Source organism: Lacinutrix sp. Hel_I_90 (assembly GCF_000934685.1).
Taxonomy (GTDB): Bacteria; Bacteroidota; Bacteroidia; order Flavobacteriales; family Flavobacteriaceae; genus Lacinutrix.
This window is the reverse complement of sequence record NZ_JYNQ01000001.1, coordinates 998,625-1,017,134: the sequence shown is the minus strand read 5'-3', so window position 1 is coordinate 1,017,134 and position 18,510 is coordinate 998,625. Positions and strand designations below refer to the sequence as shown.

The 18,510-nt window shown below is 34.8% G+C and carries 21 protein-coding genes; 8 read left to right on the top strand and 13 right to left on the bottom strand.

The window, feature by feature from the left end; all coding sequences use genetic code 11:
* Positions 1-51: 51 nt before the first annotated feature.
* The 4 genes from GQ46_RS04470 to GQ46_RS04455 form a co-directional block, all read right to left on the bottom strand.
* The gene (locus tag GQ46_RS04470) at positions 52-381 is read right to left on the bottom strand and encodes a DUF2834 domain-containing protein (protein ID WP_044398733.1); all 330 of its coding nucleotides are present in this window, start codon (positions 379-381) and stop codon (positions 52-54) included.
* Between the two features lie 325 nt (positions 382-706).
* Complete coding sequence (locus GQ46_RS04465) at positions 707-1,342, bottom strand: hypothetical protein (RefSeq protein ID WP_044398731.1); 636 nt, start codon at positions 1,340-1,342, stop codon at positions 707-709.
* Positions 1,343-1,556: 214 nt separating this feature from the next.
* Positions 1,557-3,005, bottom strand: a complete 1,449-nt coding sequence (locus GQ46_RS04460) for a glyceraldehyde-3-phosphate dehydrogenase (protein WP_044398730.1) — start codon at positions 3,003-3,005, stop codon at positions 1,557-1,559.
* Between the two features lie 135 nt (positions 3,006-3,140).
* Positions 3,141-4,550: a trypsin-like peptidase domain-containing protein gene (locus GQ46_RS04455; protein WP_044398728.1), complete on the bottom strand. Its 1,410-nt coding sequence runs from the start codon at positions 4,548-4,550 to the stop codon at positions 3,141-3,143.
* A 168-nt stretch (positions 4,551-4,718) separates the two neighbouring features.
* Here GQ46_RS04455 and dapF point away from each other — a divergent pair, with 168 nt between their 5' ends.
* The 5 genes from dapF (at position 4,719) to GQ46_RS04430 (ending at position 8,743) form a co-directional block, all read left to right on the top strand.
* Positions 4,719-5,498 (top strand): diaminopimelate epimerase, encoded by a 780-nt coding sequence (gene dapF, locus GQ46_RS04450; RefSeq protein WP_044398726.1) that lies wholly within the window; start codon positions 4,719-4,721, stop codon positions 5,496-5,498.
* Positions 5,492-6,022 (top strand): GNAT family N-acetyltransferase, encoded by a 531-nt coding sequence (locus tag GQ46_RS04445; protein ID WP_044398724.1) that lies wholly within the window; start codon positions 5,492-5,494, stop codon positions 6,020-6,022. Before dapF ends, GQ46_RS04445 begins: the two co-directional genes overlap by 7 nt.
* Positions 6,012-7,055, top strand: a complete 1,044-nt coding sequence (mltG, locus tag GQ46_RS04440) for an endolytic transglycosylase MltG (RefSeq protein ID WP_044404544.1) — start codon at positions 6,012-6,014, stop codon at positions 7,053-7,055. Before GQ46_RS04445 ends, mltG begins: the two co-directional genes overlap by 11 nt.
* Positions 7,056-7,057: 2 nt before the next feature.
* Positions 7,058-7,960, top strand: a complete 903-nt coding sequence (locus GQ46_RS04435; protein WP_044398722.1) for a DUF2279 domain-containing protein — start codon at positions 7,058-7,060, stop codon at positions 7,958-7,960.
* 108 nt (positions 7,961-8,068) lie between these two features.
* Positions 8,069-8,743 (top strand): hypothetical protein, encoded by a 675-nt coding sequence (locus tag GQ46_RS04430; protein WP_044404541.1) that lies wholly within the window; start codon positions 8,069-8,071, stop codon positions 8,741-8,743.
* 8 nt (positions 8,744-8,751) lie between these two features.
* Here the strand turns inward: GQ46_RS04430 and GQ46_RS04425 are convergent, their stop codons facing one another.
* The 4 genes from GQ46_RS04425 to dnaA are packed head-to-tail and all read right to left on the bottom strand — an operon-like array spanning position 8,752 to position 12,820.
* Positions 8,752-9,468 (bottom strand): SAM-dependent methyltransferase, encoded by a 717-nt coding sequence (locus tag GQ46_RS04425; protein ID WP_044398720.1) that lies wholly within the window; start codon positions 9,466-9,468, stop codon positions 8,752-8,754.
* Positions 9,469-10,869 (bottom strand): PQQ-dependent sugar dehydrogenase, encoded by a 1,401-nt coding sequence (locus GQ46_RS04420; protein ID WP_044398717.1) that lies wholly within the window; start codon positions 10,867-10,869, stop codon positions 9,469-9,471.
* 58 nt (positions 10,870-10,927) lie between these two features.
* Positions 10,928-11,380 (bottom strand): low molecular weight protein-tyrosine-phosphatase, encoded by a 453-nt coding sequence (locus tag GQ46_RS04415; protein WP_197077333.1) that lies wholly within the window; start codon positions 11,378-11,380, stop codon positions 10,928-10,930.
* A 12-nt stretch (positions 11,381-11,392) separates the two neighbouring features.
* Positions 11,393-12,820, bottom strand: coding sequence for a chromosomal replication initiator protein DnaA (dnaA, locus tag GQ46_RS04410; RefSeq protein ID WP_044398713.1), 1,428 nt, complete (start codon positions 12,818-12,820; stop codon positions 11,393-11,395).
* 191 nt (positions 12,821-13,011) lie between these two features.
* Between dnaA and GQ46_RS04405 the strand changes: the two genes are divergently transcribed.
* Positions 13,012-13,410 carry a thioesterase family protein gene (locus tag GQ46_RS04405; RefSeq protein WP_044398711.1) on the top strand — a complete coding sequence of 133 codons (399 nt, stop codon included), beginning with the start codon at positions 13,012-13,014 and terminating at the stop codon, positions 13,408-13,410.
* Here GQ46_RS04405 and GQ46_RS04400 read toward each other — a convergent pair.
* The 5 genes from GQ46_RS04400 to GQ46_RS04380 form a co-directional block, all read right to left on the bottom strand.
* Positions 13,407-14,018 (bottom strand): YigZ family protein, encoded by a 612-nt coding sequence (locus tag GQ46_RS04400; protein ID WP_044398709.1) that lies wholly within the window; start codon positions 14,016-14,018, stop codon positions 13,407-13,409. The genes GQ46_RS04405 and GQ46_RS04400 overlap by 4 nt on opposite strands.
* Positions 14,018-14,881, bottom strand: coding sequence for a DMT family transporter (locus tag GQ46_RS04395; RefSeq protein WP_044398708.1), 864 nt, complete (start codon positions 14,879-14,881; stop codon positions 14,018-14,020). The genes GQ46_RS04400 and GQ46_RS04395 overlap by 1 nt, the downstream gene beginning before the upstream one ends.
* Positions 14,878-15,495 (bottom strand): HAD family phosphatase, encoded by a 618-nt coding sequence (locus tag GQ46_RS04390; RefSeq protein ID WP_044398707.1) that lies wholly within the window; start codon positions 15,493-15,495, stop codon positions 14,878-14,880. Before GQ46_RS04390 ends, GQ46_RS04395 begins: the two co-directional genes overlap by 4 nt.
* Before the next feature lie 75 nt (positions 15,496-15,570).
* A complete protein-coding gene (gene ribD / locus GQ46_RS04385; RefSeq protein ID WP_044398706.1) occupies positions 15,571-16,569 on the bottom strand; it encodes a bifunctional diaminohydroxyphosphoribosylaminopyrimidine deaminase/5-amino-6-(5-phosphoribosylamino)uracil reductase RibD in 999 nt (332 codons plus the stop codon).
* A gap of 2 nt (positions 16,570-16,571) precedes the next feature.
* Positions 16,572-17,027: an LEA type 2 family protein gene (locus GQ46_RS04380; RefSeq protein ID WP_044398705.1), complete on the bottom strand. Its 456-nt coding sequence runs from the start codon at positions 17,025-17,027 to the stop codon at positions 16,572-16,574.
* A 64-nt stretch (positions 17,028-17,091) separates the two neighbouring features.
* Here GQ46_RS04380 and GQ46_RS04375 point away from each other — a divergent pair, with 64 nt between their 5' ends.
* Complete coding sequence (locus GQ46_RS04375) at positions 17,092-17,586, top strand: GNAT family N-acetyltransferase (RefSeq protein WP_044398703.1); 495 nt, start codon at positions 17,092-17,094, stop codon at positions 17,584-17,586.
* Between the two features lie 10 nt (positions 17,587-17,596).
* Positions 17,597-18,451, top strand: a complete 855-nt coding sequence (gene prmC, locus GQ46_RS04370) for a peptide chain release factor N(5)-glutamine methyltransferase (RefSeq protein ID WP_044398701.1) — start codon at positions 17,597-17,599, stop codon at positions 18,449-18,451.
* Positions 18,452-18,510: the final 59 nt, after the last annotated feature.

The window sequence follows — 18,510 nt, the reverse complement described above, 5'->3', positions numbered from 1 at the left end:
AAACCAGGTTCGTCTATTTTTTCTCTAGTAAAATAAATAATAAAGCTGCAACTATTCTTTTAATACCTCCAAGCGATTAGCCCGCAGATATAGAAAAAAAGGAAAGGTAAAAGCAATCGCCACTATAAAGGTCAGCGGAATAAGCATCCACCAATATTTAATTTTTAATTGGAGAGATTCGTAAGTCATCCAAACCAAAAAGGTAACAACAACCACAGTGAGGTCTGCCACTATAGATTGTGATGCAAAAGTGGTTTTAGTTTGTGCTATAAAGTTTAATATAGACGTATTGTCTTCCGTTAAATAAAATTGGATATTAAAGTACCAGGTATAAGCAATACCTAGAATAGCCAGAATAAGGTAAGCGTGTTTTAATTTCATAATTTAATAAATGTTTTTATTCCGTAATCAGATAATCTAACAGGGTCACCACTATTATCTAATTGCACTTGAGTATTAGTAAGACGTATAACTACTTGTAAAAAAGATAAATTAAAAAAAAAGAACCATTAACAGGAGAAAAAAGGGAGGCTTCATTTTGAATGATAAGCCTTGTTTTTTCTTTAATAAAACAAGGCTCCAATTAAGAGCCTTTTTTATCTTTGAAATTAAATTTAGAAGTGCCGAACTCCTTAAATAGTGATTTCTTTTTTTCAAGTGTGCATTTATTTTAGATAAAAAATCACAAAATAGATACTTAACACCTTTATTGATTACCACTATTCTTCTGTTTAATTATCTCATCCTGAAGTTGACGTCTCACTTTCTGTTCGCGTTCTAATGCGATGCGACGGTGTTCTTCAAATTCTTCCTCAGTATCTAATAATGTTTTTTTAGCATCACGTGTTATAGCATTGCTGTTTTTAAACTTATACATAAATAATAAAGTTAAAACTAAAAGACCAGCGATGATACTCCACATTAAGCCATTGTACCCCCCTTTGCTCATTTGCATTCCAAATAAAGACATGCTGTCTTTTTCTGTTTTGGTTTTTTCTAATGCACCTTGTGTAGCTGTTAAGCTCGATTTTAATTTTGAGATTTCTTCGTTTTGTTTTCTAACAACGGCTTTGGTCTCATTAAGTGTTTTGTGCACTGCTTTTAGAGAGTCCAGGGTGTTCGCTTTTATTTTTTCAACCCAATTGGCTTTAATAACTTCATAATTCTGACCACGTTCGTCTCTCCAATTTGAAGCCTTGGTCGTTAGATACTCAAACTGACTTTCTATCGAGCCACTATCTAATGATAGCTTGTCCTCTTCCGTTTGTGGGTTTGTTTGCGCTTGTAGTTGTAGCGAAAAAACGACTAAAAATAAAAGTAATGTAGCTTTAATAAAATTCATTTTTTAAAATTGGTTTGTTATCATTCACTGCTAAAGTAAAAAATATTGTTCAGTCTGAATGCATTATATGACAAAAGCCTTACTAAATGTAAGGCTTTTGTATATACGTATGAGATACTGTGTTTGGACTATACTCTAAAATAATTTGAAAAGACCTGCATTTTAGTGGCTATTTACTAAATCACGGCTTTTTAAAATGAGAAATCTTAGATCATTAATAATACGTAAAGCGTCTCACTTTAGCAATATATTTAGCTAATCGAATCACCTGGTGACTGTACCCATATTCATTATCGTACCACACATAAAGAATAGCGTTTTTACCATCTTTACGTACTATCGTTGCTTTACTATCATAAATAGAAGGCGCAGAACAACCAACAATATCGCTGGATACGAGCTCATCGCTCATTTCATATTTAATTTGCTCTACTAAATCCCCTTCTAAAGCATATTTTTTCATTGTTGCATTCATGCTATCAACACTTGCTGTAGACTCTAACTCTAAGTTTAAAATGGCCAAAGAACCATTAGGTACAGGAACACGAATGGCATTAGAGGTTAGTTTGCCTTCAAAAACAGGTAAGGCTTTTGATACGGCTGCGCCTGCTCCAGTTTCTGTAATAACCATGTTTAAAGCTGCAGCACGACCACGACGGTATTTACTATGGAAGTTATCTACCAGATTCTGGTCGTTCGTATAGGCATGAATGGTTTCTAAATGACCGCTTTTTACACCGTAAGTATCTTCAATAGCTTTTAAAACAGGTGTGATGGCATTAGTTGTACACGACGCTGCAGAGAAAATATCAATTTTGTCTGGGTCATTTTCTAAGTGGTTCACCCCGTGAACAATATTTGGAACTCCTTTTCCTGGCGCCGTTAATAACACTTTATGCGCGCCTTTAGAACTTAATAATCTGGTTAGTTCTTCTTTATCTCTAAACACACCAGTATTATCAATAATTAAAGCATTATGAATACCATATTTTGTGTAATCTATCTCTTCTGGCTGGTTTGCCGAAATGATATTTACGGTAGTCCCATTAATAATTAAGGCTTCGTTTTCAAGATCAATACCTACCGTTCCAGAAAAATCACCATGAACAGAATCATTACGTAATAAAGAGGCTCTTTTTTCTAAAACTTTCGCATCTACTTTACCACGGGTAACGATAGCACGTAAACGTAATTGGCTACCTTTTCCTGTACGTGTCATTAATTCACGAGCGACTAAACGACCAATACGACCGAAACCATATAACACCACATCTTTAGGTGTAATGTCCTCGTTTTTGCTTGCCCCTTTTAATTTGTCAGCAACAAAAGAGATGGCATTACTGTATTTTTCTTCTTCTAAATGATACTCGTAGGTTAATTTCCCAATATCCAGTTTTGCAGGTGGAATATCTAATGTTTTAATAGCTTGCGCTATTTCTACAGAGTCAAAAATAGAAATTGGTTTTTGAACAAAGGCACCAGCATATTCATGAAGATTTAAAATTTCGCTGACATTTCTATCAATTAATTGGTTTCTAAAAATTACCAATTCAATAGACTTATCATACCATAAGTCGCTTACAATTTTAATGAATTCAACAGTAGCACGACGTCTGTCGGCTTGAAAGGCTAATTCGCTTTCATAGGTTTCGTTAGTAGACATTTTAAATTATTTAGTGTGTTGTTTAAATTTTTGCAAAAGTATCGTTTTCAAACGTTTTCGTAAAATATTTTTACTAAAAAATAAAAGCACCTTAGATTTCTCTAAAGTGCTTTAGTACATTTTATGTTTTAATTATTACCTAAGTCCGTATCTGTTTACTTGTCCCCTAGAATTTACTAACTCAATACTCAACGGTTGGTACATGTCTCTGGATTTAATAATGTTCTGAACATCTTCAACAGAGTTTACTTTTTTACCGTTTATTGCAGTAATAATATCTCCAGCTTGTACACCTTCATTAGCAAAATACTCAGCGTACCCTCCAGTCAATGCTGTGATTTTTACGCCATTATCTACTTTGTATTTTCTTAAGTCTTTTGGCTTAGCGTTCTTAATAACACCTACATTAGGAAGTGTGAGTGTATTGTTCTTTAATAGAGTGACCTGTGCTTCTTTTTGCACACCATTTCTTAAAAAGTAAACGTTAATAACGTCATTAGGGCGTTTGGTATCGAGATAGCCCCGTAGATCTGAAAATTTGTTAATCGTTACATTATCAATTTTTTTAATAATGTCACCACGTTTTAAACCAGCAGCTTCAGCACCCATATCTTCTTCAACACCATCTACATAAAACCCTTCAGTTTCTCCAATACCTAATTGTTCTGCGAATGCACTGTTTAGAGACCCGCCTTGAACCCCAAGGATGCCATTCTGTACATTACCAAATTCCATAATGTCCTCAACCACTTTACGTGCAATATTACTTGGTACCGCAAAAGAATACCCAATATAAGAACCCGTTTGTGAACTAATCGCCGTATTAATACCTATTAAATCGCCATTAGTATTAACCAAAGCACCACCAGAATTACCTGGATTTACAGCAGCATCGGTTTGAATAAACGATTGGTTGCTTAAACCCGATAAATCTCTTGATTTTGCACTAATAATTCCTGCAGTCACAGTTGAGGTTAAGTTAAAAGGGTTGCCTACGGCTAATACCCATTCCCCAATTTTGGCTTGATCACTATCACCAAAGGTTGTATAGGGTAAATCAGTTTCAGACTCTATTTTTAATAAGGCAATATCCGTTTTTGTGTCTGTACCTATAATTTTAGCGTCTAATGTTCTGTTATCATTAAGAGTAATACTTAATTTGTCAGCCCCGTCAATGACATGGTTATTAGTAATGATGTAGCCATCAGGCGAAATAATCACACCACTTCCTGTGCCTAGTTGTCTGCGTTGTGGTACGCGTCCCATTAATAAATCTTGCATTGTTGGCTGGGCAGTACTTATAGATACATTTTTTACGTGTACTACTGCATCTAATGTTTTTTCTGCAGCTATGGTAAAATCAATACCTTCTGCCGCTGCTAGTGCTGTATGGGTTGTTTTTAAATTAACAGGGGTAAATACAGATTGCGTTTGTTGCTCATTAAAAACAATGGGATCGTCTTTTTCTAAAATGGTTTTATATGCTCCTAGAGTAATTGCTCCTCCTAAAACGGAAACGAAAACCAGCGTTGCTATTTTTTTCATTTAAAATCTTTTTTATATACCCTTACATAAGGGGATTATTAGTTTAGAATTTATAGATTAACTATAAAATTAATTTTTTTATTGCGTTGAAAATTCAACTTTAACGACCTTTTAACATCAAAAATAAACTGTGAAAACACTATATTTGTCCGAAGTAACTCCAAGCAAATGACACATACCTTTTATAAGTATCAAGGCACAGGGAACGACTTCGTTTTTGTAGATAATCGTCAAGGATTATTTAACAAAAAGGATGCCAAGTTAATTGCACATTTGTGTGACCGTCGCTTTGGCATTGGGGCAGATGGATTGATACTATTAGAAAATGACAAAATTGCAGATTTTAAAATGGTCTATTTTAATGCCGATGGCAATGAAAGCACCATGTGTGGTAATGGCGGTCGTTGTATTGTCGCTTTCGCGGAAAGGCTAAACATTATCTCAAAAAACACCACTTTTAACGCTATTGATGGGTTGCATGAAGCTTCGATTACTAACGGTTTTGTGACCCTGAAGATGCAAGATGTTGATAGTATAGAGGCGTTTGACAGTCATGTGTTTTTAAATACGGGTTCACCACATCACGTTACTTTAGTGAATAATTTAAAAGATTTTGATGTAAAAAGTGAAGGTTCAAAAATTAGAAATGGTGAGCGCTATAATGAAGCAGGAAGTAACGTTAATTTTGTACAACAAATGGATAGCGATACTTTTGCTGTTAGAACTTATGAAAGAGGAGTGGAAGATGAAACTTTGTCTTGCGGAACAGGCGTAACAGCAGTAGCATTAGCCATGCACCGTTTGAATAAAACAGAAGCCAAAGAAGTGAATTTAAAGGTTGAAGGCGGCCAATTGAAAGTGTCGTTCGAAGTATCTGAAAATGGCTATAAAAACATTTGGCTCCAAGGGCCAGCAACATTGGTTTTTAAAGGCGAAATAGAATGGTAACATTAAAGGGCGAACACATCTATTTAAGAGCGCTTGAACCTGAAGATTTGGAGTTTGTTTACAGCATTGAAAATGACGAATCCATTTGGGAGTTGAGTAGCACCCAGACCCCATATTCTAAATATCTTATTAAACAGTATTTAGAAAATGCACATGCAGATATTTATGAGGTCAAGCAATTGAGGTTGGTTATTTGTAGTTATGACCATGAGACCTTAGGTATGATTGATGTTTTCGATTTCGATGCAAAAAATAAACGCGCAGGTGTCGGGATCTTAGTAAAAGAAGATGAAAACAGAAATAAAGGGTATGGCCGCGAAGCATTAAAATTAGTTACGAACTATTGCTTTACTCACTTAAATTTACATCAGTTATATTGTAATATTTCTGAAGAGAATAATAACAGTATCAAATTGTTTTCTAATCAAGGTTTTAAATCCATCGGATTAAAAAAAGACTGGAATTTAAACAATGGAGCGTATAAAAACGAATATTTATTTCAACTTATTAAAAATGTACATTAAAAAAATACTTATAGGGATTGTTATTATAGGTCTCGCAGTTGCAGCTTATATTGCTTATTTTGTTTATGGCGCCATGTTAAAGCCTAACACGGCTTTTAATAACGATGAAGCTTACCTTTTAATTCCTACCCACGCTAATTACAGTGAAGTAAGAGGGCAATTGGAGCCTTTATTGATAGATATAGATAAATTTGATGCCTTAGCGGAGCAGAAAAAGTACACCACCAATGTTAAAGCAGGGCGTTACATTATAAAAAAAGGAATGAGTAATAATGATATTATTAATACCATTCGTAGTCAGAACAAACCCATTCGTATTGCTTTTAATAATCAGGAGACTCTAGCAAAATTAGCGGGTCGTATTGCCAGTCAAATAGAAGCAGATAGTGTGTCGCTTATAAAAGCGATGACAGATAAAACGTTTTTAAGTAAAAACGGATTTACAAAAAAAACAGCTTTAGGCATGTACGTTCCTAATAGTTATGAAGTGTACTGGAACACGTCTGCAGAAACTTTTCGTGATAAAATGTTAAAAGAATATGATCGGTTTTGGAATGCGTCACGACTAGCAAAAGCCAAGCAATTAAATTTAACACCAGATGAGGTAATGACCTTGGCGTCTATTGTTCATGAAGAATCTAAACAAGCAAGTGAACAACCTAGAATCGCAGGTGTTTACTTAAACAGAATAAGAATTGGCATGCCTTTGCAAGCAGATCCTACCATTCGTTATGCTGCTTACCAATTACCAAACTACGATGGTGAAATTATCAAAAGGGTATTAAATGTTCATAAAGAGATAGATTCACCTTACAATACCTATAAATACTTAGGCTTACCACCAGGCTTAATTGCCATGCCAGATGTTTCTGCTATTGATGCTGTCTTAAATGCCGAAAAGCATGACTATTTCTATTTTGTGGCAGATGCAAAAAACATAGGCTTTCACAAGTTCTCAAAAACCTTATCACAACATAATGCAAATGCTAGAGCCTACCATAGCTATTTGAATTCGCAAAACATCTATAACTAGGAGTGAAGCAACTTGCAGTATATCTTTTCTTCGGCTTTATTAGCCATGCTGCTTTAGCTCAGCATTCTTTTTTTAAACCAAGCGACACCTTAAATAGTAAGCGGAGAAATGCCGTTGTTATTTCTAAAGCGACCCTTGGTGGTTTAACGCTTTTAGCCTTGAATCAGTTTTGGTATACAGATTATGAGCGCTCTAAGTTTCATACTGTTAATGATAATAGTGACTGGTTACAACTGGATAAGTTAGGTCATACCTTCTCAGCGTATCAATTGGGTAGATTGGGAGCTCAAAGCTTAAGTTGGGCAGGTATAAGTAAAAAAGGCCAATTAATATATGGCGGAACATTAGGCTTTACTTTTTTAACCGCAGTTGAGGTTTTAGATGGTTTTTCAGAAGAATGGGGATTTAGTTGGGGCGATTTTACAGCGAATGCAGCTGGTTCAGGTTTATATATCGGACAAGAATTACTGTGGGAAGAACAGCGTATTGTTATGAAATATTCTTTCCACAGGACCAAATATGCTTCACAACGCCCAGATAAATTAGGTGATGGCTTTTTTGAAGAATTTTTAAAGGACTATAACGGGCAGACTTATTGGCTTTCTGCTAATATGCATGCGTTCTTTAAAAACAGTAAAATTCCTAAATGGCTAAATCTTGCGGTTGGATACGGAGGGGAAGGTTTACTGTCTGGTGAGGCGTCACTTATGATTAATAACGCATTGATAAAACAAAATAGGCAACGTCAATTCTATTTGAGTTTAGACGTAGATTTAACACGGATAAAAACCAATTCGATGTTCTTAAAATCCGTTTTTAGCGTTTTTAACACGATTAAAATACCGTTTCCAACGGTGGAGTTCAACGATAAAAACGGCATAAAGCTACACGCTATCTACTTTTAAGTGTAGTTAAACGATTGATTTTCAGTATTAATAAAATTGTTGTATATTTGCACGGCAAAATTTTAGGCACGCTTTTTGAATATGAGCAGCTTTAAAAAATTGAAAATTATGAACAAAAAGAGTATTGCAAGTTTTTTAGCTTTAGCGTGTACAATTTGTGTTTTAATTGTTGTATCGCTATCAACAAATAAATCTAAAGTGAGCTATGATTTTATGGCTAACTATTCAACTAAAGGTTTGGACTTAGACTATTCTATGTCTTTAGACAAAACTTACGATTTTAGTTTTGATGAAACTGAAACACCTTTTAATCTTCATTTAGGTAAAACCTTTCTAGGTTTTAAAGAGGAACTGGGATTTAAAGAATCTCAAAACAATTATTTCTCGGTTAATACTTATGGTTACTTAGGGAAATACCAATTTGGTAGAAGTACTTTAGAGCTCATTGGTATTAAGGATGCTAAATTATTTCTAAATACACCTGAATTACAAGAGAAAGCATTTGTAGCTAATGCAGAACGTAATAAGTGGGTGTTAAGAAGAGATATCAAGCGTTTTTCTGGAAAATATATTAATGGTATTAAAGTAACAGAGTCGGGTATTTTAGCCGCAGCGCATTTGGCAGGACCTGGTGGTGTGAAAAAATATTTGAGAAGTTATGGCGCGATTGGTTTTGAAGATGGTTATGGCACTTCTATTCGCTCGTACATGAAGCGTTTTTCAGGATTTGACACATCGAACATTAAGCCTAAAAGAAGAGCTAAAGTTTCTATGGACGCTTAATAAGCGTTTTAGTTCTTATGAATAATAAATAACGTTGGTCTTTTATGAAGGTCAACGTTATTTTTTTTCCATTCATTTGCGGTCATCGTCTTGATGTATTCTGTGGGTAACGTAATATCACAAGCTACACAAATTTCTGTATTGCCATTTAAAATACTACATAAATCTTCTAACATTTTATTATTTCTATACGGTGTTTCGATAAATAGTTGCGACTGGTTATAGTCTAATGATAACTTTTCTAAACGTTTTAATTCCTGTTTACGCTCACCTTTATCAATAGGTAAGTAGCCATTAAAAGCAAAACTCTGTCCGTTCATTCCGCTGCTCATCATTGCCATTAAAATGGAAGATGGCCCAACAAGAGGGACAACTTTAATATTGTTTTCATGCGCCAGTTTTACAATTTCTGCACCAGGATCTGCTATGCCTGGACAGCCCGCTTCAGAAATTAAACCAATATCAAAACCGTTCTTGCATGGTTCTAAATAACTCGGTAATTCGTTTGCATCTGTAAACTTATTCAAAGGAAATAGCTTCAATGCAGATTGTTTTTTACCAGAGCTTACTTTCTTGATAAAACGTCTTGCTGTTTTTTCATTTTCAACGATATACGTATCAATACGTTCAATCGTTTTTTTTACGCTTAACGGTAATACATTTAATGGCTCGGTATCTCCTAATGTTGTTGGGATAAGATAAAGCTTTCCAGAATGCTCGCTCATTTAGTTTATGATCAATTTTTTAATAGATTTTACGCCTGTTTTGTCTCGTATTTCAACGAAATATAAACCAGGAGCATAAGTTTTTGTTGCAATAGTAATATTTTCTGTTGAAATAGTATTAATTTTTTTTATTTGTTGTCCAATACTATTTATAATTGAAAGTGATTGTACAGTTTTGAAATTTGACCCAAAATGAATGGTAATTTTGCCATTAGAAGGATTGGGAAACAATTTAAAATGCTCAAGTTGTTCTTCAGCAACACTTAAATTAGGATCTGTTATTTTGTACACACTATTACCACCAACAGCATATAACTCACCATTGCTATCTTCGCCAAAACTTGTCCATGATGCTGTTATATTAGGTGTTTGCCATGCTAAAGACCAGCTGCTTCCCGTAGCTGTCAAGAGGCCTATCTCTTGAGAGCAAAAATCGGCAAAAAAGTATTTTCCAATAAATGCGGGATACATGGTTCCTCTATATAAATAGCCGCCGGTAATTGAACATCTGCCACCAGAATGATCGTACTCTGAAACAGGAGCTATAGTATTGTTAAATATAGGGCAGTTTCCTGAGCTTATATCATAAATATGGTTATCACCCTCATAGCATCTCCAACCGTAATTATCTCCAGGTGTTCCAGAGTTATTAACCCTATTTATTTCTTCATAAGCGTTTTGTCCCACGTCTGCAATCCATAAATCACCAGTCATTTTATCAAAAGAGAACTTCCATGGGTTTCTTAAACCGATGGCATAAATTTCAGGCAAACCTCCAGAACTCGCATAGGGATTATCTCCGGGAATAGTATAAGTAGCTCCGCTAACATCTATACGAAGTATTTTACCTAGTAGTGTATTGGAACTTTGAGCACGATTATTGGGGTCCCCGGCAGAACCGCCATCTCCAGTTGCGATATAGATATAACCATCAGGACCAAAAGCTATTTTGCCTCCATTGTGGTTCGAGAAAGGCTGACTAATAGTCAATAAAACAGTTCCCGTAGTATTCGATATATCTGGATTGGCACTAACCGTGTAACGTGCGATAATAGTATTTGGTTGGCTAGTACTCGTGTTGTCTGTATAACTAACATAAAAGCGTCCAGAGGTTGTATAATCTGGAGCAAAGGCAAGGCCTAACAAGCCGCGTTCTCCTCCAGAGCCTACAAGACCACTTATGTCAAGAAAAGGAGTAGGGTTTATAGAACCATCTGAATTAAGTATTTTAATTAATCCCGCTTGTTCAACAACAAACAATCTGGTGTCACCAGTAGTTCCTGTATTAACAATTTCGGTAGGACTATTTAAACCGACGGCAAAAGAAGTGAGTGCAATAGTTTGAGAAAAACTTAAAGATGTGAAAAGGGACAGTAATACTAAAGAATAGAGGGTTTTCATACTGTGTAGTTTTAGTAAAATTATTGAAAATCAGATATTATAGATACGAATTGATCTACTAATTTAGTTTTTTTGCAATAATAGTACAGGCTTCATCAAGCATTTTATAAACGCTATCAAAGCCAGAATAGCCACCGTGATAAGGGTCTGGCACTTCTAAATTTTTATTGGGATGACTTTCGTTAAGAATCAATTTTACTTTAGCGCTGTCTTCATCATTTCTAGCGAGTTTAACGATGTCTTTAAAGTTAGATTGATCCATAACATAGATGAAATCAAAACTATCGAAATCTTCAATTTGAAATTGTCTGCCGCGTTGCCCTGTAATATTTATGCCATTTTTTGTAGCAACCTCTATTGATCGCTTGTCTGGTAATTCTCCAATGTGATAGTTACTTGTTCCTGCGGAGTCCACTTCAAAACGGTCTTTAGGGAGTTTAGATTCTAAAATACCATGAGCTAGTGGAGAGCGACAGATGTTTCCGAGGCAAACCATGAGTATTTTAGTCATAATTAAAGTGTTTTAGACTGAAAGTTTTTTCGTTAAGTCTTCTACGTATTTTCTAAATTGCTTATCTGTAGAAGATAAGTTATCTACTGTTTTACAGGCGTGTAATACTGTTGCATGATCACGTTTGCCAATTTGAGAACCAATACTCGCTAAAGAAGCCTTTGTGAATTTCTTTGCAAAAAACATGGCTAACTGCCTAGCTTGAACAATATGACGTTTTCTTGTTTTAGATTGCAGCGTATCGACATCCATTTGGAAATAATCTGAAACGATTTTTTGAATATAATCGATAGATACTTCACGCTTGGTATTCTTTACAAACTTTTCTACGACCTGTTTTGCTAATTCAATATTGATTTCTTTTTTATTAAAAGAAGATTGCGCAATTAAAGAAATGATAGCGCCTTCAAGCTCACGAATATTCGTTTTAATATTCTTGGCAACATATTCTATAATATCGTCTGGCATTTCAACACCATCACGATAGAGTTTGTTTTTTAGTATAGAAACACGTGTTTCAAAATCTGGTGTTTGTAATTCGGCTGAAAGTCCCCATTTAAAGCGAGACAATAAGCGTTGTTCGATATCTTGCATATCAACAGGTGCTTTATCACTTGTTAAAATAACCTGCTTACCGTTTTGATGTAAGTGATTAAATATATGGAAGAATACATCTTGAGTACCAGATTTACCTGATAAAAATTGAACATCATCAATAACCAGAACATCAATTAATTGATAGAAATGGATAAAATCATTTCTGTTATTCTTTTTAACCGAATCTATATATTGTTGTGTGAATTTTTCAGCAGAAATATAAAGTACTGTTTTTTCTGGATACTTATCTTTAATATCAACACCAATAGCGTGTGCTAAATGTGTTTTTCCTAAACCGACACCTCCAAAAATTAATAACGGATTAAAAGAAGTACCGCCTGGTTTTGCTGAAACCGCTAAACCAGCACTACGTGCTAAACGGTTAGAGTCACCTTCTAAAAAGTTATCGAAATTATAATTCGGGTTCAGTTGAGATTCTATTTTTACATTGCGTATTCCTGGGATAATAAAAGGATTACGTAATTCTCTGTCTTTATTTTTTAAAGGAACATCAATGTCTTGAGCTTTAACTGAAGAACGATTTGAGCTAGGTATACGCTCTGTAAATGGCTGTTTGTTTCCATACGTGTTTTCCATTTTAATAATGTAAACAAGCTTGGCAGTTTCACCTAATTCTTTGGTAAGTGCAACTTTTAAAATTTTAACATAATGCTCTTCTAACCATTCATAAAAGAACTTGCTTGGTACCTGTACACTTAAAGCATTATCAGTAAGCTTAACTGCAATTATTGGCTCGAACCAGGTTTTGTATGCTTGAGGCTGGATATTGTCTTTTATAAAATTGAGACAGTTATTCCAGACCGATTGCGCAGTAATACTCATTGTTGAATTAAAGTGTTTATCTTAAAATTAGTTATTGTATGTTACATGGAAGCAACAATCATCTCTTTTATAGCGTGGCAAATATGTGAACAAAAAACTTAAAAAAAAAATCATTTACTATTGAATGTTTAGTTTTTTTTCCTCATAATAGATAGCTCAACGAAACTACAAAAAATAAATTAAACAGAACAATGAAAAGGGATGAAATTGAAATAAGAATACGATATGCAGAAACCGATCAGATGGGAGTAGTACATCATGCGAATTACGCATTATATCTGGAAATAGGACGTGTTGAATGGTTGCGTAAACTGGGGTTGTCTTACAAGAAAATGGAAGAAGAAGGGATCGCACTTCCTGTGATTTCACTTCGTGTAAATTATGTGAAACCAATACATTATGATGATCTTATTAAAGTAAAAACACAACTAAAGGAAAGGCCTAGGTCAGTGGTGGAATTTGACTATGAAATAGCGAATGATTTTGGAGAAATTCTGGCAACGGCAAATACTGTTTTGGCATTCATTAATATGAAAACAAATAAACCAACCAGACCACCTAAATATTTCTTAGACGTTTTAGATAGTTAATGCTCTGTTTCTTTAATTTCAACTTTATAAATAGATTCAAAAATATCATGAATGGCTTGAGCGTCGTTTTTTCTAACAGAAATAGTAATCTGGCAATCCAATTCTAATTTTTGGTTTACAATGTTTAGGTTTTTTTCCTTTACCACGCGCATCACTTTATTCATTAAATCGTATTCACAGGTAATTAAATAGTCAATATTTATAGTACGCTCTACAATTTTTGAAGCCTCCAAGGCTAGTTGAGCACCTGTTCTATACGCGTTAATTAATCCGCCAACCCCTAATTTTACGCCACCAAAATAACGAACAACCACGATAAGAATATTGGTAACTTCAAAAGATTGTATTTGGCCATAAATAGGCATGCCGGCACTGTTGCTTGGTTCGCCGTCATCATTGGCACGATAGGCGATGGTTTCTGTTCCTATTTGGTACGCATAACACCAATGCCTAGCCTGATGGTGTTGCTTTTTTAGCGCTTCGATATGCTCTTTTACAACGTCTTCGTTATCAATGGGGAAAGCATACCCAAAAAACTTTGAATTTTTATCTTTAAAAAGTACCTCTTCAGAAGGTTTTAAAATTGTTCTAAAACTATCTTCTTCCATTATGATAAAGTTATTAATACAATTGAAATTACAGCAGTGATAATACCAATCCAGTTTCTAATGCTTAATTTTTCTTTAAAAAAGGTGAGACCAACCAATGTCGACAGCATAACGATAGCAACATTATTTACAGTGAAAATGGTTGAACTTTCAAAATCTTTGATTTGTAAGGCTTTAAGTATCATGTAAATGGAATAGTAGTTTACAATGCCTAAAAGAAAACCTCCATAAACACTTCTTATATCAAATACAAACTCCTTTTGTATGGCTTTAGTGATAAGTATTAGAACGCCAATACAGCCCGCAATGAAAAAGATGGTTGCAGAAAATATAGGGATGCCATCATTGGAAATATAACTTGTTTGTAGATATTTTATAGTGGTATCTATGATTCCTGAGCCCAAGAACAGCAAAATAGGAAGCCATAAATTTTTCAAGCGGATTGTTCCTGTTCTTACTTTTATAGACGTCAAATAGACCGCAATTAAAGCCAGAAGAATTCCAATTCCTTTTTGCCAACCCAGATGCTCTTGGTAGGCATAAAGCCCAAAAACAATAGGAATCACAACACTCATTTTACTAGCGACTGATGCGACCGATAGGCCGCTGCGTTGCGCAGTTAATGCCATAACATTAAAGATCGCAATAAATAAAAAGCCTAAAAAAACAGCGCCAGAAAACCATTTTTGGTTGACTACTTCTAAGGCGTCGAACGTGGTATTTGTGTTTAAAAGACCCGCAATGCAAGCTGCGAAATAGTTGAATACAATAGCCTGTAAGGTGTTGATTCTATATTTGCCAAGAAGGTTAAAAATAACGAATATTAGCGTCGATGCTAGAATACTAAGGAGTAAATAAATCAAAAAAGTTCTTTTTTAATAGTAAATAAATCTATAATGTCTTCTGTTTTAGGATTGTTATTCCAAACATGGAAGTTTAGTTGCTGAGCAGCAAGAATGTTTTCTTTAGTATCATCAATAAATAAACATTCTTCAGGGTTGAGATTGTTTTGTTTTAACACAAACTCAAAAATAGGTGTATTCGGCTTTCTTAAATTAATTTCGTGAGATAAGTAGAATTGGTCAAAGCAATTTTTGAAAGCTTCATAAAACGAGACTTGTTTTTTAATGCAGTTGATGTGAAGCTCATTCGTATTGCTTAATAATATGAGTTTGTACTTTTTTTCTTTCGCTAATGTTTCAATAAAAGTCAGACGTTTTGACGGGAAATCACAAATGATATGATTCCAGGCTTCAATAATGTCTTTTTTTGAAAGTTTCGGGAAGTTGTCACAGTAGAATTCTAAAAATTCTTCGGTAGACAGCAAGCCTTGTTCGTATAATGCGTTTATAGCAACGAGTTCTTCAGAAAGTGCATCCATCTCAAACAAGGCTAAGGCATTTGCCATCGCGCCTTCTTTGTCTAAGTTGATGAATACATCGCCGAAATCGAATATTAGAGTTTTTATTTTTGTCATAGTTATTATTTTAGGATCACATGAAGTGCAGTGGAAGTGTGTTGCGATTTATTTTTCAAAAGCTTTCCACAGCACTCAGGTCGCCCCCTTAAAATCATTTTTATATATTCTTAGTGTATCGTTTAGTAAATGTTCTACAGAAATTAATGCTCCAGAAAATTTTGGTGCTTTAACACCATCTTTAAACTCAATAGAGCCAGAAAAAACTCGGGCTTCATCCCAAAAACCTTCATCTATAAATAGCTGTAATGTTTTTGCCCCACCTTCAATAATTACTGAAGTAATGTTTTTTTGATACAAAGCATTACAAATACTTCTTGCGGTGGTTTCTGTTAACACTATCGTTTGGGCATCATTATTAAAAACAGCAGCCGTTTTTGATAGCATTGCATTTTTGTCTAAAACCACGCGCATTGGGTTTTCTCCAGTCCAATCTCTAACCGTTAAACTGGGGTTGTCAGCCAAAACCGTATTAGTGCCCACTAAAATGGCCTGCTCTTCGGCACGCCATTTGTGAACCAATTGTCTGGAGCGCATATTGGTAATCCATACGGGACTTTGTTGTTCTTTTGTTTTTGGGGCGATAAAACCATCGTTACTTTCTGCCCATTTTAATATAATATAGGGACGTTGTTTATTATGAAACGTAAAAAAACGTTTGTGGAGTGCTTTGCATTCTGCTTCTAAAACGCCTACGGTAACTTTGCATCCAGAAGCGATTAGTTTTTTAATGCCTTTACCAGCGACTTCTGGATTATCATCAATGCAGCCAATAACCACATTTGGAATAGCATTCGCAACAATCAGGTCGCTACAAGGTGGTGTTTTACCATAATGCGAACAGGGTTCGAGGGTGACATAAAGGGTGCTTTTTTTTAAAACCGATTTATCTTTAATAGCATTTATGGCGTTAACTTCGGCATGATTTCCACCAAAAGCACTGGTGTAACCCTCGCTTATTATTTTTCCTTTATAAACAATCACAGCGCCAACCATAGGATTTGGTCGTGTGATCCCTAGGCCATTTTTAGCAATTTCTATGCAGCGCTTTATGTAGTGTTCGTGAGTTGTCAAGTTTATATTTTAATGTGCACCTCTTGAATTTCGTCGACCGTATAGCGATGTGAAAACCCTAAAACGGTATACTTTATTTCACCTATGTATTTTACCTGAACCGCTTTATTTAATACACTATTTAAAAGACTGCTCAAATTATTTAAGTTTAATAATTTTTTAGAAGGAATATGTGCTTGCAACGGAATAGAGAAGGCTTGTCTAGAGGGCACCTCAAAGGATTGTGATGAAACCGTGCCCATGTCAATATCATTAAAACTAACTTTTATGCCTTTAGTTTCTAATTTTCCGCCAATGCGATTCGGATTGTTAAAAAAAGCATCACCACTTATAATTATATAGTCTGAATTAGAGTCCACAACTTCTATATTTTCAATTCTTAAAAACTCTGGTTTTTCCTGAATCTTACAGCTCGTCATTGTAAGTAGAATTGTTGATAAGATTATGCGTATCTTCATCTTTAATTTTTTGGAATTAATGTATCTTCAGCCTCTAAATATGGTGTAAAAATAGTATAATAAAGTGAGTAATAATAATATCCAAATAAGAGAAATTCAAGCTGGTGACAATACGCAAATTGAGGCTGTAATAAGAGCTTGTTTTCCTGAATTTAATATTCCGTTAGAAGGTACTGCTTATGCAGATCCAGAAACGAAACGAATGTTCGAATCGTATCAAAACGATAATGAGGCCTATTTTGTGATTGATGACAACGGCACTCTTTTAGGCGGCGGCGGCGTTAAGGGCTTAACGGATTTTGAAACAAAGGAGGTGTGCGAGATTCAAAAAATGTATTTTTCTCCAAAAGTGAGAGGCCAAGGGTATGGTAAAGCGTTATTTCAAAAATGTATTGAAACTGCTAAAGCTTTGGGGTACAAAAAATGTTATTTAGAATCGGCACCACAGTTAAAAGCCGCCATTCATATTTACGAACAATTTGGCTTTAAACATCTTGATGCACCTTTGGGTAATACAGGACACACGTCTTGTTCGGTTTGGATGATTAAAGACTTATAAAACAAGACCTGTGTTACTAAAAGCGTTAGAACAACTATTTCACAAAGAACTGGATGCTATTTACAGTAAAGAAGAAGTGTCTAGTTTTTTCTTTTTGTGTACCGAGCATTACTATAATATTACGCGTTTACAGCTCGCTCTGGATATCGATTTATTAATTCCAAAAGAAGCGCAACAGCCCATTTTTGAAACATTGGATGCTTTAAAAAAAGAAAAGCCTATTCAGTATATTTTAGGGGAAACCGAATTTTATGGCCTGCCTTTTAAAGTGAATGAAAACACCCTAATACCAAGGCCAGAAACTGAGGAATTAGTAGAGCTCATTTTAGAAACGATAGATTTTGGCGTGTCCTCTATTTTAGACATTGGTACAGGAACAGGTTGCATTGCTATTGCATTAGCAAAACATTTGCCTAAAACTAAGGTTGCTGCTATTGATGTTTCTGCAGAAGCATTAAAAGTAGCAAAGCAAAATGCCGAAATTAACACTGTTGATATTAATTTTATCGAAGCAGATATTTTAAAAATTTGTCATTCTGCATTTGATAAGGAGGCTCCTTTCGATGTCATTGTATCCAATCCACCATACGTTCGAAACTTAGAAAAAGCAGAAATGAATACTAATGTTTTAGATAATGAACCACATTTGGCCTTATTTGTTGAAGATAGTAATCCGTTAATGTTTTACAAAGCAATAACCGAATTTGCAAAACACAATCTAAAACGGGAAGGCATACTGTTTTTTGAAATTAATGAATACCTTGGGAAAGAAACAAAGGGACTAGTAGAAAGCTATGGTTTTAAAAATGTTGAAGTGGTAAGAGATATGTTTGGAAAGGATAGAATGTTAAAAGCAGAGAGATAAAAGAGTGCTGTCTTCATCTAAGTGAAAAAAGCAGTTTTAATTAAAAGAGTAACGATATC

Excerpts from the sequence above, each read along its gene's own strand:
- GQ46_RS04470 (WP_044398733.1), bottom strand. The coding sequence starts at position 381 with ATGAAATTAAAACACGCTTACCTTATTCTGGCTATTCTAGGTATTGCT.
- GQ46_RS04420 (WP_044398717.1), bottom strand. The coding sequence starts at position 10,869 with ATGAAAACCCTCTATTCTTTAGTATTACTGTCCCTTTTCACATCTTTA.
- dnaA (WP_044398713.1), bottom strand. The coding sequence starts at position 12,820 with ATGAGTATTACTGCGCAATCGGTCTGGAATAACTGTCTCAATTTTATA.
- GQ46_RS04430 (WP_044404541.1), top strand. The coding sequence starts at position 8,069 with ATGAACAAAAAGAGTATTGCAAGTTTTTTAGCTTTAGCGTGTACAATT.
- GQ46_RS04415 (WP_197077333.1), bottom strand. The coding sequence starts at position 11,380 with ATGACTAAAATACTCATGGTTTGCCTCGGAAACATCTGTCGCTCTCCA.
- GQ46_RS04465 (WP_044398731.1), bottom strand. The coding sequence starts at position 1,342 with ATGAATTTTATTAAAGCTACATTACTTTTATTTTTAGTCGTTTTTTCG.
- GQ46_RS04405 (WP_044398711.1), top strand. The coding sequence starts at position 13,012 with ATGAAAAGGGATGAAATTGAAATAAGAATACGATATGCAGAAACCGAT.
- GQ46_RS04380 (WP_044398705.1), bottom strand. The coding sequence starts at position 17,027 with ATGAAGATACGCATAATCTTATCAACAATTCTACTTACAATGACGAGC.
- GQ46_RS04400 (WP_044398709.1), bottom strand. The coding sequence starts at position 14,018 with ATGGAAGAAGATAGTTTTAGAACAATTTTAAAACCTTCTGAAGAGGTA.
- GQ46_RS04455 (WP_044398728.1), bottom strand. The coding sequence starts at position 4,550 with ATGAAAAAAATAGCAACGCTGGTTTTCGTTTCCGTTTTAGGAGGAGCA.
- GQ46_RS04460 (WP_044398730.1), bottom strand. The coding sequence starts at position 3,005 with ATGTCTACTAACGAAACCTATGAAAGCGAATTAGCCTTTCAAGCCGAC.
- GQ46_RS04445 (WP_044398724.1), top strand. The coding sequence starts at position 5,492 with ATGGTAACATTAAAGGGCGAACACATCTATTTAAGAGCGCTTGAACCT.
- GQ46_RS04425 (WP_044398720.1), bottom strand. The coding sequence starts at position 9,468 with ATGAGCGAGCATTCTGGAAAGCTTTATCTTATCCCAACAACATTAGGA.
- mltG (WP_044404544.1), top strand. The coding sequence starts at position 6,012 with ATGTACATTAAAAAAATACTTATAGGGATTGTTATTATAGGTCTCGCA.
- GQ46_RS04390 (WP_044398707.1), bottom strand. The coding sequence starts at position 15,495 with ATGACAAAAATAAAAACTCTAATATTCGATTTCGGCGATGTATTCATC.
- dapF (WP_044398726.1), top strand. The coding sequence starts at position 4,719 with ATGACACATACCTTTTATAAGTATCAAGGCACAGGGAACGACTTCGTT.